The sequence below is a fragment of the Microbacterium sp. LMI13-1-1.1 genome, assembly GCF_040815625.1.
GTDB lineage: Bacteria > Actinomycetota > Actinomycetes > Actinomycetales > Microbacteriaceae > Microbacterium > Microbacterium forte.
In genome coordinates, this window is record NZ_JBFPNL010000001.1 from 599135 (window position 1) to 613463 (window position 14329).

Consider the following 14329-nt stretch of genomic DNA (forward strand, 5'->3'; position numbering starts at 1 on the left):
GGCATCGATCGGGCGGACCGGAGGCGCAGATCGGGCGGATGCATCAAACGCCTGCGGTCGTCTTCATCAGCTTCGCGATCGCAGGGGTCAGCGGCTTGGTGGCGTTCGCCATCTGGTCCCACCATTGCGACGGCTCGTTTTGAAAGACGCGGCCGTACTGGTTCGTGTTCGAACTGGCGTGGGTGAGGAAGAGGCCCTTGCGGGCTCTTGAGACCATAACGAGCAGGATGCGTTCGTCCTCGAGGATTGCCTCGGGGGTCTTAGAGTAGACGCTTGGGACGTGCCCGTTCTCGAGACCCATGACGACAACCCAGTCGAACTGCTGGCCCTTGCCGACGTGCGCGTTCAGCACGTGCACGCCGGAGGTGATCGCGGAGACGACTTGGTGGTCTCGGATACGGCTCACCAGCGCTGGGACAGAGGTGTCGGCGCTCGCGTACTCGCGCAGCTGCTCGCAGGCTTCGTGGACCTCTCGCAGCGTCTCGATGTCGGTCGGAGGAATCGCGGAGCACGCGCGCTCCTGAAGTTCGTTCACCTGATCTGTGAACGACACGTCCGGGGCGATGTGCCGAGCATGGAGCTTTAGTAGCCGCGCGACCCTCGGGGTGTCTAGTGCGATGTCCCAGAACTGAGGTTGATGCGCCGCGCGGTCATAGGCGCGTTCGAGCGCGCCTCGACGGTACTCCGCACGACAGATGACGCCGATACGGTCCTCGGGATACCTCTCAGCCAGATAGTCAGTCAGCTCGACGATGCCGTCCGCTTCGGTGGCGTCGTTCGGGTAGCCCGCTGCGTATGCGTGCCCGCCTGACTTGCCCCAGCTTTTTGGCCGCGCCGCTTCGAGCGCGGGCGCACCGAGGTCGGCTGAAACGCTGTTGACGACTTTGAGCACGGCGGGGGCGGAGCGGAACGAACTGGTGAGCTGCAACACCTCGCAGCTCGACTCGAGGTCGGCCTGGATCTGTTCGGGTGCCGCGCCCGCCCAGCCGTAGATCCCCTGGAACGGATCTCCGACGTAGGTAGCGTTGCGTCGTGAGATGCGCTGCGTGAGTTCGTATTGCTGGAGAGACAGATCCTGAAACTCATCGACCAGGAGCGCGTCGAAGTGGGCCTGGAACAGCGCTGCGACGCGGTCATTGCGCAGGATGAGCTGCGCGTACCGCATGAGGTCCCCGTAGTCGACGTAGTTCTCCTCGCGGCGGGACTGCTCGATGTCCAAGGCATCGGGATCATGGGCCAGATGCGCGAGCACCTCGTTGTCGGTCAGCGGTCCGCGCTTCGCTGCCTGGAGGAGGTCCCTCACTTCTCGTTCGCGGGTGCGTCCCAGCTTCCTAGCCGCGAGCGCTCGGCGGAGCCAGGCGGGATTCGGCCCGCTGTATCCCCGCTCGAGTCCGATCACGGGTGCGTGCGCCTCGACGACGCGGGCCGCGAACTCGTGGAAGTTCATGGTCGATACACTGGTTCGCATCCGCGCTTCGCCGAGCTGCTGGCGGAGTCGCTCGCGGAGGTTATCCCGGGCGCGGTTCGTGAAGGTGATCGCGAGAAGCCGTCGGCCAGGTCGCACGGTGCCGTCTCGGATCATGCGCTCGGCGCGCATGGCGAGGAGCTCCGTCTTCCCGCACCCGGGCGGTGCGACAACGAGCAATCGATCTGCCGTGCTGTCGACGGCCTGCCGCTGTGCGCCGATCGGCGTGTTCGCCATCAGTCCACCATCGCCTCGAGGTGTTCGACCAGGGCGCCGAGCGCTTCAGAGGCCGCGATCATCTTCGCTGTGAGCAGTGGGGCGAGTACACGCGCCGCCGGAACCTTCCGGCTGTCCTGATTGGTGATGAAGTCCGCGACGTCTCCATCGGTCAGGTCGTCGAGCGAGGACGCGCCGCTCGCGTTGAGCAACCCCTGCTCCCGGGCGATCCCGTTGGCGATGAGTTCATCCGCGACCGTTCGCGCACCGAGGAGCGGCACGTACTCGTGTTCGAGGTCCGATCTGGCCACGAAGAACCCGTTCGCGCTCAGATGCTTGGGCTTGATCCCGAGGGCACCCGACCAGGCGTGCTCGCGGTCCTCGTCGCACAGGCCGCTTAGCGCGAGATCGAAGCCCTTCTTCCCGACGATTTCGAGGACCTTCTTGAACTTGTCCGCGCCGTCGAGAGAGAACACGGATACCCCGGCTCGATCTAGGCTCACGCCGGCGTTGGCCGCGACGGCCTCGACGACTACGCGGTCCGCCGCGCCCTCGACGAAGAGAAGCCTCCGGGCGGTCAACCCCTCGAGGAGCTGTGGCGACCACCAGTGGATCCGCTCCTTTTCGACGGCGTTGAAGTTCGCCTCCGGAATCTGCTTCGCCTCCCGGTCAGGGTTGACCACGAGCACGTGCTTCGGCTCAAATCGCTGGACAACGTAGGGGGAGTGCGTGACGACGATGCGCTGCTTCGGAGACGCGGCGAATAGAGCAGCGACAGTTCGCTGACTCGCCGCGTGCAGGTGGATCTCCGGTTCATCGACCGCCACGATATTCGCGGCAGACTGCGCGAGGTCGAAGAAGGTCAGCGCCATGAGCTGCCTCATACCATCGCTCTGGTCTCCGAGCGCCTTGAATCGGTCGCCGTCCCGCAGATATAGCGTGGCGCCATCGAGGGGACTGGTCTGCGGGTCGGCCGAAGTGCGGATCGTCAGCCCATCGGCGTCGAACGAACGTGGGACCGCGCGGGAGAGATGTCCAGCGATCTCCTCGCGCAACGACTGGAGAGCGGAGTTGTCGGCGAGTTTCTCGTTGAAGGACTCGAGAAGGACTTCAAGAACATCCCTGTCTTCACCGATATCGACGGAGTCGAGCATCATCCGGAACGCGCTCCGCTTGCCCTCCATGTAGTCCGCCGAGTTGCTTCGATCGGCCGGAAGGTACTGCCAACCGATCGCCGCGAGCTGGTCCCGCGTCGGCTGTCTCCGGTTCCCCGAATCCGGGAAGTAGCGATCGATCAGAACGCTCTCGGCGTCCCCCTCCACTCTCGACACCTCAAGTCGGAGCAGCAGATAGTCGGGTTCCCCTTCGCGAATGGACATCTGGAACGGGAACTGGCCCGCTTCGTCATCGGTGAAGTCCTCGAGCCGTGTCTCCACGACAAGCATGTCCGAGCCCTCGCGAACATGCTCGGGGCGAAAGGACTGGTACAGCTGCTGCGTTGATGCTCCCAGCAGCTGGTGGAGGAGCCGGAGGATCGACGTCTTCCCGACATCGTTTCCTCCAACGACTACAAGGTGCTCCCGTACGGGAACGTCCAGGTCGGCGAGCACAGCGTGCCCTGAGATCTTGATCCGGGAGAGCTTCATCGGTTCCTCATGCTGGTCGGAGCACCCGTTGACGGGGCGACATCCAACGGTCGCCCCAGGTTATCGAGACGCGGGGCTTCCATCGGCGCACCTCTTCCGAGTCGCAGGAGGAATCGGCGCGTTCTTGATAGCGACTTCAGACTAGATCGCGTGGAGGAGACCATCGATGCCCGGTGGCTAGGCACGGTTAGATCTGGCGAGCGTCGACGCCACTTAGCCACGGCGTGACCGCGGATGCCCGTGCCCGCCAACCAGTGTTCCGTTTTCATGCGCTTGATAGTTGCGTTGAGTTGGTCTCATGGCTGGCGAACGGCCAAGGCGCGGCAGAGATAGCCTGTGGCATGACGCGACTCCAACCGGACGCACGGCATCGATGGCAACAAGTAGAGAGCGGCGGAGTAGCAGCACCCACAATGGGTTCAAATCCCACCGTCACCGCCACCACGAAGGCCCCGAATCCTCTGGAAACACTGGGATGCGGGGCCTTCGTCTTTCACCATCTATCTGCTGCGGTAACTCAGCGGTAACACGCTGCGGAGTGCATACGCCAGGTGTGACGCGTTGATCGCTGGACGCGGTGAGGAGAGGCTGCGCTGTCGTACACAGTTCCTTGCAGGTCCGAACGGCGAAGGAGTCGGGCTGAACGGCGGTGACGGTCGTAGAAACCTCGAACCTGCAACCCTAGAGCAAGACCGATTCCAATGCCGGCGGATAGTCTGTGATTCTAGACTGCTGACTACCTTGGCAGGTCGGGCCCCCATGCTGGTCGAGGCGGAGGTCCTAGCCAGGTGTGCCAGCCTTCTCGTCTCGTGCATCGGCCAGCGGCCTTTCTTGGTCACGTAGTACGGGAGTTTTGGATGCATATTGCTGCACGATGCTCTAGTTCGTCGTGGATCGTGGCGAATGGTCAGGTGAAGGCCGGGTTGCATTCACTCCTGCCCCTGCTGAAGGCTGGATCGCGTGTGGAAGCGGTGGAGGAGATGGAGCATTTAGTGTCGGTCGAGGACCACCTCGCCGTTGTGCTCCGTTCGGCTCTGCCCGTTGCCATTGAGAAGGTGGCTCTCGAGTCCGCGCATGGTCGCATCCTGCGCGAGGCCCTGCGCGCCGCCGCTCCCATCCCGGCTTTCGAGAACTCGGCAATGGATGGATTCGCAGTACGTTTCGCGGAGGTCAGTGAAGCATCTGAGGATCGTCCCGCCGCATTGAGAGTTTGCGCAGACCTTGCGGCCGGCGCAAGCGACGATCCTCCTCTTCCGCCCGGTACGGCCGTCCGAATCATGACGGGGGCACCGATGCCTTCTGAGGCTGATACCGTCGTGCCTTTCGAGCACACCGTCGATGGGCTCGAAGGGTCTTTGATGAGGGCCATGATCACCCGGTCTCCGCGCGCTTCGGGCGCGAACGTGCGCCGCGTGGGTGAGGATATTGCGGCTGGCGACGAGATCGTCGCCAGCGGCACTACTCTCAGGCCGTTGCACCAGGCCGCGATCGCCGCTTCGGGGATCGGTGACGTCCACGTATCTCGCGTTGTGCGAGTCGCCGTGATATCGACGGGCAGCGAACTCGTCGAACCGGGGGAGGCGCTAGGACGAGGTCGCATCCCGGAATCGAACGGTCGGATGCTCGCGTCGCTCGCTGTCGAGGAAGGATGCAGGGTCGTCTGCCTCACGACCGTCCCGGACGAGGGCGATCGACTTCTCGCCGTGCTCTCGGACGTCACGACGGCGTCATCGCCGGACCGTGCGGATATCGTCCTCTTCTCCGGCGGAGTAAGTGCCGGCGCTTTTGAAGTGGTGAAGCAGGCATTGGCCGGAAGAATGAACTTCTCCAGGATCGCTCTGCGGCCGGGCAAGCCCCAGGGCTTCGGACGCACTTCCGATGGAGTTCTGCTGTTCGGGTTGCCGGGCAATCCGGTGAGTGCGGCTGTGTCCTTCGAGGTCTTCGTGCGCCCGGCGCTGCTGCAGATGCAGGGTCGCGTGGCGGAGCACCGACCGAGCCTTCTGCTGCCGGTGACCCGTGGGTGGCGCTCCCCTGCGGGAATGCGACAGTATGTCCCGGTTTCGATCGACCGATCTGATCCCTCAGGCTGGAAGGCTTCTCCGTCGGGGTCGGCTGGTTCCCACGGCATAGGCGCCCTGGCGAGTTCAGGCGGATATGCTGTCGTCCCCGAAGACGTCTGCGAGGTCGAGGACGGCCACCTCGTCCGTATTCTGCTGACGTCATGATCTCCGCGATTCCGGGAGGACTCGGCGCTATCCTGCTCGCTGGCGGCCGCGGAAGCCGCATGGGTGGAGCGGTCAAACCACTCTTCAGCGTCGGCGGCCGCTCGCTCCTGGCCCGCGCCGTCGACGCAGTCGACGAGGCTGGCGCTGACCCGATAACGGTGGTCTCGTCTCCGCTCGACGAATCGTTGCCTGTCACCTGGGTGAGAGAAGATCCGCCCTACGGCGGTCCGGCGTCGGCGGTCGTCACGGCGCTCGGATCTTGGTCGGTCGACGACGTCCCTGAGTGGACGTTGCTACTCGCTTGCGATCTGCCGCGCGTCGATGTGGCCGTCCGGCTACTCGTGGCGAACGTGTCCGATGCTGCCGAATACGACATGCTGTGTCTCTCCGGCAGGTCAGGGCGTCGGCAATGGCTCATCGCCGCCTATCGCACTGCTGCCCTGCGGGAAGCCGCGATGAGCCTTCCGGATCGAGCCCGAAACCTGCCCGCGCGGGCTCTCGCTGCATCGCTGCGCATCAGACCGGTCGCTGCCTCTGACGATCTCATGAGAGATGTCGATACGTGGGAGTATCTCTACGAAGCGCGCCAAAAACATTGCCCGATGTCGGCGAGCAGTTCGACAAAGGAGTGACCGTTGTGAATGAACCTTCCCGCACTCTCCCACCAGAAGCCCTCGACATCTGGGCCGAAGCGCTTCGTGCGCGCTTTGGTCTTACCGAGACGGATGTGCCGGTGGCCGCGGTGCTCGATCTCGCGCGGGACGTCGCGAGCGGAGTCATGCGACCGGCTGCACCTCTGGGTGCCTTCGTCGCCGGCCTAGTAGCGGGCCGCGCTGGCATGGATTCCGCAGCGATTCGTGACGCGCTGGGAGATATATCTGCGATGGCCGCCGGTTGGATTGAATCGAAGTGACTGAGACCTTCGTCTCCTGATCAGATTTCAACGCCCGTTTGAGCGACCGTGACGGACGATCGCCGCGCGGATGAGCAGGCTCGTGAAAAGTGTTCCGCACAACACTGCTGCGATGGCGAACGTCATGCTGATGCCCGCGTCTGACGGGTAAAGATCGGACGTCATATGAGCGGCGAGAACGGCACCCGAAACCGCCGTGCCGATCGAGCTTCCCACCGTGCGCAAGACCTGGTTGAAGCTCACCGAACTCCCCAGCTCGTCCGCGGCCACGCTGCGGGCGATCAGAACGGGCATGGCTGCGTAGCTGGAGCCCATCCCCAGTCCGAATACCAGCATCCCCGTCAGAATCGCCCAGAACTCCGTGTGGGCGAGCCAGAGAAGTATTCCTGCGGACGTCATCAACCCGGCCCCGATGGGAAGCAGCGCCTCGAGGCTGACGCGGTGCGTGAACCGGCGGACCAAACGGTTCGCGCTGAAGCTGCCCACGGACAGCGGAAGCATGACGAACCCGGCCCAGAAGACGGGCAGTCCGATGCCATACGACGTCGAATCAGGCGCCTGCGCGACGAGGCTGGAGATGGACAGGCCCAGGTAGAGCGTCGCGCCCAGCCCCACCGCCGTGAGGTTGGCAAGCAGAACGTCACCACGCCGGAGGGCCCTGAGATTGATCAGGGGGTGCCGGGTCCGTAGCCCCGAGTAGACCCACGCGACGAGCAAGGCAGCTGCGAGCGCAAACGCGCCGATGGTCCACGGAGAGCTCCAACTCCAGTTCGGTCCCTCGCTCACTGCCAGAAGCAGAGTGCCGAGGCCGAGGCCGAGTAGACCGGCGCCGCGGTAGTCAAACGGCAGTCTCGGTACATCGTGATCGGGCCCTGCCGGCACGATCAACACGACGACGATGATCGCCGTGACGACGAAAAGCGCGGCGAACCAGAAGGCGAAGCGGAAGTTCAAGAATCCTGCGATGACTCCGGTCAAGGGGTAACCGATCCCTAAGCCGGTGGCTACGGATACGGAGAGACCGGAGATCGCGATCTGTGCCCTGGCGGGGGCAACGTAGCGACGCGCAAGCGATATCGCGATCGGAACGATTCCGTAGGTCAAGCCCTGAAGCGCGCGTCCGACCAGGAACAACTCGAACGTCGGCGCGAGCGCGGCGAGAACGGACCCCGCCAGGATTATTGAAAGCGCCCACAAGAGCAGTCTGCGTTTGCCGGGGCCGTCGCCGAAGCGACCCATGATGGGGGTTGCTATTGCGCCAACCAGCAGGTTGATTGTGAGCATCCACTGCGCCGTACCGATCGTCACGTTCATCTCGAGGGAGACGGACGGCACCAGTAGCATTCCCAGGGAGCTCACGACCGCGGTGGAGAGGGCGGCGTATGTCAGCGCCGGTACGAGCTTCGCTCCCCCGGTCGGCTCAGCCAAAAAGGTCACTCCGACTCACAATCACGAATCGACACAGCGCCTCCGGGGACGTGGACGGGTTGTTCCAACGCTCCGATGCGGGTGAGCAATCCTTGGTTGATCGAGCAAGTTCCTTCACCTGAGATTCTCGTCTGTTCCCGGCTTTCACGAGCGAGAACAATTCCAAAACCGGACTCCTGGGCTTGGCGTCATTCCAGTCGAGTCGACTCTGACACACCGCCGCACTGCCGGCGCATCTTTCCGATCAGTCAAGGCCTGAGGCTGAACCAACGGTCCGATCATCTGCACGAATCGTGACGCCGACGACCGCCGCGGGTGTTGTTCGGAGAAATTCCAAGCGTGAACGCACGCACCTCGGGTGATTCTTACGACAAGACCCATGTCGACCAGTGCTCTGAGCATTCAACGGCGCGCACGCGCTGTGCGAAGGCTCATCGGTACTGACGAACGGCTAGCGATGATCCTGTCGCACCAACGCCGGGGTCGAACCCTCACGGTGAACTTGTGCCGAGAAAGATGACTCTCAATCGAGGTCGGACCACACAAGGTCGGGCGCGACGATGCGTAGCGACTGAAGACGCAAGGATCAGGTGCATGAACAAATTCAAGCAAGGTCGGACCGTGTGGAAGTCGCGCGGCGCAACGAGGATCGCGGCAGGTGCCCTCGCCGCGGCATTGGGCATCGTAGGCCTCGCCGCCTGTGGCGGAGGCACTTCGGCGTCGGCACCCTCGGACACGCTTTCGATCGCGATCCCCGGCGATTCCCCCACAAGCTTCGAGCTCAATCTCGAGTGCACGGGGTACCCGACGTTCCAACTGGCGTACGAACCGCTCATCCGCGTCACGAAGGATGGAGGGTATGAACCGGGCATCGCCGAGTCCTGGGAGTATTCGAACGGCAACACGGTCTTCACGATGAAGATCCGAGACGACATCAAGTTCGCGGACGGCACCGATGTGACCCGCCAGTCCGTCCTCGACACATTGAACTACTACAAGTCGGTGCCCGGGCTGAACGACGGCTACATCAAGCCCTGGACGATCAAGGCCGTCGGTGACGACTCGGTGGAGATCAGTTATGCCGAGCCGTTCATCGGGATCGAGTCGATCCTGTCCGACAGTGGCGAGTGCAACAACGGCATGATCATTAGTGCTGCGGGGCTTGCAGACCCGGAGAAGCTGAAGACGGCCACGTTCGGGGCAGGACCGTACGTCTACGACCCGACGCAGAGCGAGCCTGGCGATCACTACACGTACACGCCGAACCCGGAGTATTACGACACGTCTCGCCAGAAGTGGGACAAGGTCGTGCTGCGCGTCATCGCGGATCAGAACACCGCGCTGAACGCGCTGGCCTCAGGCCAGGTGCAGGTGAACATGACCGGTGGAGCGCAGTTGGCCGAGCAGGCGCGGGCAAAGGGGTTCGACGTGACCCAGTCGCGGTCGACCGCGGTGACGATCATGTTGTGGGACAGGTCGGGCGAGGTCACGGAGCCGATCGGTGACGTGCGAGTTCGGCGGGCGATTGCGCTGGCGCTCGATCGGGAGTCCATCGCTGCAGCAGTCGGCCCTGACGTCGTCGCACAAGATCAGTTCACCGTCGAGGGGTACACGGGCTATGACGCCGATCTGCCGTCGAAGTACACCTACGACGTAGACGAGGCGAAAAAGCTGCTGGCTGAGGCCGGCTATGCCGACGGATTCCCGTTGACCATCGAGGTCAACAGCGATGACCCGAGTGCCACCGTCGCCGTGAACGCCGCAGCCGATCAGCTGGGCAAGATCGGGATCGATGTCGAGCTGAAGTCGCTGCCGAACACCTCGTTCTTCACCGACTTCGCCGCCAAGAACTACTCCGCCGGCGCAGTGTCCTACGGGCTGTACGGAGCGCTGCCGAACGACGCGTATCGTCTCTACAAACTGCCCTTCTCGGCCGTCTGGAACCCCTTCGGCTCCACCGACCCGGACATCGACAAGGCGTACGACGCCTTGGTGGGCTCTTCGGAGGCGGACTTCGAATCAAATGCGACGGAGTTCAACGAAGTGATCACCTCAAAGGTCTGGTACGTGCCGATCGTGACGCTTCCCAAGTTCGTCTTCTCCAAGGGGATCGAACTCGGCAAGCCTGAGCCTGCGGGCAACTTCTCGGTATCGGACTGGGCTCCGAAGAACTGATCCGCTCGCTTCCTCGGCCCCGACGCGGGGTCGAGGAAGCGACGATCGACCGCGCTGACGTCGGTAGGCGCAGGTGAAGCGATTGTGAAGGAGAGCTCATGCTAGGGGTCGTCGTACGGCGATTGATTATGGCCGTTCCACTGATGGGAGTGATCTCGCTCGTCGTGTTCGTGTTGAGCTCTCTCGCCGGTGGCAGCGTCGGACAGGCGATTCTCGGTCCGACAGCTTCTCCCGAGTCGATCGCTGAGCTCAACGAGAAGCTCGGCGCCGATCGGCCGGTCCTCGTGCAGTACGCGGATTGGCTTCGCAGTGCGGTCACCGGTGATCTCGGCACATCCGTGATCTCGGGACTCCCGGTGTCAGCGACGATCTCCTCTCGAATTCCGGTCACGCTCTCGCTCTCCGTCGGCGCGCTGCTGTTGGTCATCGTGCTCGGCGTGACCTTCGGAGCGGTCGCGGCGATTCGTGGGGGAGTCGGAGGGCGGCTGGCCGAGGTGCTCGCCATCCTGGGACGAGGCCTCCCCAGCTTCTGGCTCGCCCTGATCGCGGTGCTCCTGTTCGGTGTGACTCTGGCGTGGGTTCCCGTCTCCGGATACGTTCCGTTCGCCGATTCTCCGTCAGGCTGGCTTCAATCTCTGATCCTCCCGGTGCTTGTTCTCGGCGTCGGAGAGACGGCCCTGGTCGTGGTCGTGACAAGAGCGGAGATGATGTCAGCGATGCGCAGCGACTACGTCCGAAGCCTCCGGTCGAACGGGTACCCGTGGAAGCGGATCGTTTTCAAACACGTCGGCAAGAACGCAGCGGGGCCAGTGCTGACGATGGTCAGCCTGGTCTTCGTCAGCCTGCTCGGCGGAACCATTCTGATGGAGCAGATATTCGGTATGCCCGGCCTCGGCACGCTGATGGTGAGCGCAACCACCCAACATGATCTCCCGGTGATTCAGGGATTGGCAGTCTTCTACACGGCGATGGTCGTCGTCGTCTTCCTTGTGACCGATATCGCCACTGGATACCTGAATGCGAAAGTGAGGGCCCGATGACTGCACTCGTAGATGGACCGGCTGCGCGGGATGTGTCTCGGCGGGCAGCGGTGCGTAGCGCGGGATTCCTTTATCGGCTCGTCCGCGAGCCGATAGTCGTCGTCTGTGCTGCGGCCCTGTTGCTTGTCGTGGCCGCTTGCGTACTTGCGCCGTGGGTCGCTCCCTACGGCCCGTTGGAACAGGATCTGCAGAACACCCTCGGTGGGCCGTCTGCCGCCCATCTTCTCGGCACCGACCAGCTCGGCCGTGACATCCTGTCCAGGATCCTCTACGGCGGGCAGGTGACGCTGCTCGGAATCGTTCAGGCAGTGGCGGTGTGCACAGTGATCGGGCTTCCTCTCGGAATCGCCGCCGGAACGCTCGGTGGCTGGGTGGAGTCCGTGGCCATGCGACTGTGCGATCTCCTTCTCGCAGTGCCAGGACTGGTGATGCTGCTGGTGATCCTCGGCATCTACGGGAACAACGAGACCGCGGCGATGATCACACTCGGTGTGATCATGTCGCCCACGCTTGCGAGAGTCGTCTATTCGGCGACCATCGCGGTCCGTGAGGAGCTGTATGTCGCCGGTGCCCGGGTGGCGGGGCTGACGAGCCCTCAGATCATGCGCCGCCACGTCCTGTCGGGCGTGACAGGGCCGGCGCTGACGCAGATCAGCATTGTGGCCGCGGTCGCGTGTCTCGTCGAAGCGGGGATCGGCTACCTCGGGCTCGGGGTGGCGCCGCCGACTCCGAGTTGGGGGAACCTCGTGACGGATGCCCAGCAGGCGATGCCGATCGACGCGTGGATGCTCTTTCCGACGGGCGGGATCATCACCGTCGTCACCTTGAGTCTGACGCTGCTGGGCAACGGTATCCGCGATGCCTATATGGGAAGGTCCAGTGGCTCGACCAAGGCATTCAGCTGGCGAGCTCTCGCTGCTCGAGTTTCCAGGATTGTCGTATCGATGCCCGCCAGTGACGCACCGGTCGTCCAAAACGCGGTCCTGCGCGTGGATAACATGACGGTCAGCCTGCCGCGCGGTGAGGAGAGCGTGACGATCGTCGAGGCGGTGAGCTTCGAAGTCGGCGCCGGCGAGGCTGTCGCCATCGTCGGTGAGTCCGGATGCGGCAAGTCGATGACCATCTCGGGCGTACTCCGGGTTCTTCCGATGGGGGGATATGTGGAGTGCGCCTCGGTGTCGTTCAAAGGTGTGGAACTGAGCACCTTGACGGAGCGACAGATGAACGCCTATCGAGGGAGCGGCATCGCATTCATCTCCCAGGAGCCGATCTCGAGTCTTGATCCCGCGTTCACGGTCGGGCATCAGCTGGAGGAGGCAGTTCGGCTGCACCGTCGTGTCAGCAAGCGGGCGGCGCGACGGGTCGTCCTCGATCTCATGGCTCAGGTCCGCCTTCCCGATCCGGAGACCGTGGCCAAGAAGTATCCGCATGAGCTCTCAGGAGGCATGGCGCAGCGCATTGCGATCGCGCGAGCACTCGCCGGCGAACCGGAGCTCTTGATCGCAGACGAGCCGACCACGGCGCTCGACGTGTCTGTGCAGGGTGAGATCCTGGATCTGCTCCGAGACCTGCGGGAACAGACCGGGATGGCGCTCATCCTGGTGACTCACGACTGGGGTGTCGTGGCGGAGGCCTGCGATCGAGCTCTTGTGATGTACGCCGGGCAGATCATGGAAAGTGCGGACGTGCACTCGATCATCTCCCGACCTGCGCACCCGTACACCCGTGCTCTGCTTCGGTCGTCATCCGTCGGAGTCGCTCCCCGCGAGTTGCTCCCGGTCATCCCGGGCAGCGTGCCGCCGCCGGGGTCTTGGCCTGAGGGGTGCCGATTCGCGAGTCGGTGCGACCTCGCCGTTGATGCGTGTCGTACCGAGCCCATACCGCTTGTGGTGCTCGATGACGGTGCCCGTGCACGGTGCATCCGCTCGCATGTCGACGGATTGGTGACGGTATGAGTTCCTTGCTGGAAGTCCGCGATCTGTCGGTCCTGTACAAGGGGAGGGGACGACGAAAAGACAAGGTCGCGCTTGATGACGTCAGCGTCACCCTGAAGGAAGGTGAGACACTCGGCCTGGTCGGTGAGTCCGGTTCGGGGAAGTCGACTCTCGGAAACTGCGTTCTCGGACTCGTGAAGGCAGAAAAAGGAACCATCGCCTTCGACGGTCGCGATATCAGCGGAGCCTCACGCTCGGAGCGTCGCGCTCTCAGCACACAGATCCAAGCGGTCTTCCAGGATCCCTACACCTCGTTCAACCCGCACAGAACGATCGAGCAGAGCGTCGGCGAGACGCTCACCAATCTGCCGAGGATGCCGCGCGCCGAGCAGCGCGCGCGCATCATCGCGATGCTGGAGCGCGTCGGGCTCGATGAGTCTGCGATGACGAAGTTCCCCGCGCAGTTCTCCGGGGGGCAGAGACAGCGAATCTCGATCGCACGCGCACTGCTTCCGGAACCGAGGCTCGTGGTGTGCGATGAATCGGTGTCTGCGCTGGATCTCTCCGTCCAGGCCCAGATTCTCAATCTGCTGCTGGAGCTGCAGCGAGAGCGTGGAGTGGCGTACCTGTTCATCACACACGACCTGTCGGTCGTGCGGCATATGAGTACGCGTATCGCCGTCCTGGAACACGGTCGTCTCATCGAGGACGGAGAAGCCGGTGCCGTGACGGAGCAACCCACTCAGCCCTACACCCGTCGCCTCATCTCGGCATCTCTGAGTGCCGATGCCGAGCTGCAACGGGATCGTCGCGTCACCCGCAGGGCCGCGAACCGCCTGATCACCGACACGAGGGCAGACCGCATGACGGTTGCTGACGAAGTTCTTCGTGCCATGGAGCGTCAAGCGGTGACCGAGGCGCTGGCGCAACCGGTACCGCAGGCGACTGTCCTCACACGAGAATTGTCAATTCGTGCTGACGGCGTCGACGACGTCGGCAGTCTGATCGAGCTGCGAGCGAGCATCCTCGAACTCGCTCCTCGTACTTCGCAGTCCATGACGCCTGCCTCGGTGCTGACCCGTGTGCAGGAAGCACGGGCAGCGAGGTGCGCTGGCCTGTCGTCCGGTCCTTTCATCGGTCGACTCCGCGAACTGGCGGCTGCGATCGATACCCGTGACAGGGCACTCGCGCTCGCAGTCGTGAGTTCGCTCGACGGACCACCGGACAGCGAGACCTCCCCGAGCGGCGGAGACGGACCCGCTGCACGGACGGTCTAACAGCTATCCA

Annotated in this window: 10 protein-coding genes; 7 read left to right on the forward strand and 3 right to left on the reverse strand. The window is 63.6% G+C overall.

The window, feature by feature from the left end:
• Positions 1–43: 43 nt before the first annotated feature.
• Together MRBLMI13_RS02885 and MRBLMI13_RS02890 are read right to left on the reverse strand one after the other, a co-directional pair.
• Positions 44–1702: a UvrD-helicase domain-containing protein gene (locus MRBLMI13_RS02885; RefSeq protein ID WP_367820618.1), complete on the reverse strand. Its 1659-nt coding sequence runs from the start codon at positions 1700–1702 to the stop codon at positions 44–46.
• Complete coding sequence (locus MRBLMI13_RS02890) at positions 1702–3327, reverse strand: ATP-dependent nuclease (protein ID WP_367820616.1); 1626 nt, start codon at positions 3325–3327, stop codon at positions 1702–1704. The genes MRBLMI13_RS02885 and MRBLMI13_RS02890 overlap by 1 nt, the downstream gene beginning before the upstream one ends.
• Positions 3328–4184: 857 nt before the next feature.
• On the opposite strand from MRBLMI13_RS02890, the gene glp reads away from it, so the two are divergent.
• The 3 genes from glp to MRBLMI13_RS02905 are packed head-to-tail and all read left to right on the forward strand — an operon-like array spanning position 4185 to position 6465.
• Positions 4185–5552 (forward strand): gephyrin-like molybdotransferase Glp, encoded by a 1368-nt coding sequence (gene glp, locus MRBLMI13_RS02895; protein WP_367820614.1) that lies wholly within the window; start codon positions 4185–4187, stop codon positions 5550–5552.
• A complete protein-coding gene (gene mobA, locus MRBLMI13_RS02900) occupies positions 5549–6184 on the forward strand; it encodes a molybdenum cofactor guanylyltransferase (RefSeq protein WP_367820612.1) in 636 nt (211 codons plus the stop codon). Before glp ends, mobA begins: the two co-directional genes overlap by 4 nt.
• A gap of 5 nt (positions 6185–6189) precedes the next feature.
• Positions 6190–6465: a DUF6457 domain-containing protein gene (locus tag MRBLMI13_RS02905; RefSeq protein WP_367820610.1), complete on the forward strand. Its 276-nt coding sequence runs from the start codon at positions 6190–6192 to the stop codon at positions 6463–6465.
• Between the two features lie 27 nt (positions 6466–6492).
• On the opposite strand, the gene MRBLMI13_RS02910 is transcribed toward MRBLMI13_RS02905, so the two are convergent.
• Positions 6493–7902: an MFS transporter gene (locus tag MRBLMI13_RS02910; protein ID WP_367824945.1), complete on the reverse strand. Its 1410-nt coding sequence runs from the start codon at positions 7900–7902 to the stop codon at positions 6493–6495.
• Positions 7903–8487: 585 nt separating this feature from the next.
• Here MRBLMI13_RS02910 and MRBLMI13_RS02915 point away from each other — a divergent pair.
• From MRBLMI13_RS02915 to MRBLMI13_RS02930, 4 genes are all read left to right on the forward strand, one after another.
• On the forward strand, positions 8488–10068 hold the full coding sequence (locus MRBLMI13_RS02915; RefSeq protein WP_367820606.1) for an ABC transporter substrate-binding protein: 1581 nt from the start codon (positions 8488–8490) through the stop codon (positions 10066–10068).
• Positions 10069–10166: 98 nt separating this feature from the next.
• Complete coding sequence (locus MRBLMI13_RS02920) at positions 10167–11108, forward strand: ABC transporter permease (protein WP_367820604.1); 942 nt, start codon at positions 10167–10169, stop codon at positions 11106–11108.
• Positions 11105–13063 (forward strand): dipeptide/oligopeptide/nickel ABC transporter permease/ATP-binding protein, encoded by a 1959-nt coding sequence (locus tag MRBLMI13_RS02925; protein ID WP_367820602.1) that lies wholly within the window; start codon positions 11105–11107, stop codon positions 13061–13063. Before MRBLMI13_RS02920 ends, MRBLMI13_RS02925 begins: the two co-directional genes overlap by 4 nt.
• Positions 13060–14319 (forward strand): ATP-binding cassette domain-containing protein, encoded by a 1260-nt coding sequence (locus tag MRBLMI13_RS02930; protein WP_367820600.1) that lies wholly within the window; start codon positions 13060–13062, stop codon positions 14317–14319. The genes MRBLMI13_RS02925 and MRBLMI13_RS02930 overlap by 4 nt, the downstream gene beginning before the upstream one ends.
• The last annotated feature ends 10 nt before the right edge of the window (positions 14320–14329 follow it).

What these genes read in the sequence shown, in the direction of transcription:
- MRBLMI13_RS02885 (WP_367820618.1), bottom strand. Translation starts at nt 1,702, where the DNA reads ATGGCGAACACGCCGATCGGCGCACAGCGGCAGGCCGTCGACAGCACG.
- MRBLMI13_RS02890 (WP_367820616.1), bottom strand. Translation starts at nt 3,327, where the DNA reads ATGAAGCTCTCCCGGATCAAGATCTCAGGGCACGCTGTGCTCGCCGAC.
- glp (WP_367820614.1), top strand. Translation starts at nt 4,185, where the DNA reads ATGCATATTGCTGCACGATGCTCTAGTTCGTCGTGGATCGTGGCGAAT.
- mobA (WP_367820612.1), top strand. Translation starts at nt 5,549, where the DNA reads ATGATCTCCGCGATTCCGGGAGGACTCGGCGCTATCCTGCTCGCTGGC.
- MRBLMI13_RS02915 (WP_367820606.1), top strand. Translation starts at nt 8,488, where the DNA reads ATGAACAAATTCAAGCAAGGTCGGACCGTGTGGAAGTCGCGCGGCGCA.
- MRBLMI13_RS02920 (WP_367820604.1), top strand. Translation starts at nt 10,167, where the DNA reads ATGCTAGGGGTCGTCGTACGGCGATTGATTATGGCCGTTCCACTGATG.
- MRBLMI13_RS02925 (WP_367820602.1), top strand. Translation starts at nt 11,105, where the DNA reads ATGACTGCACTCGTAGATGGACCGGCTGCGCGGGATGTGTCTCGGCGG.
- MRBLMI13_RS02930 (WP_367820600.1), top strand. Translation starts at nt 13,060, where the DNA reads ATGAGTTCCTTGCTGGAAGTCCGCGATCTGTCGGTCCTGTACAAGGGG.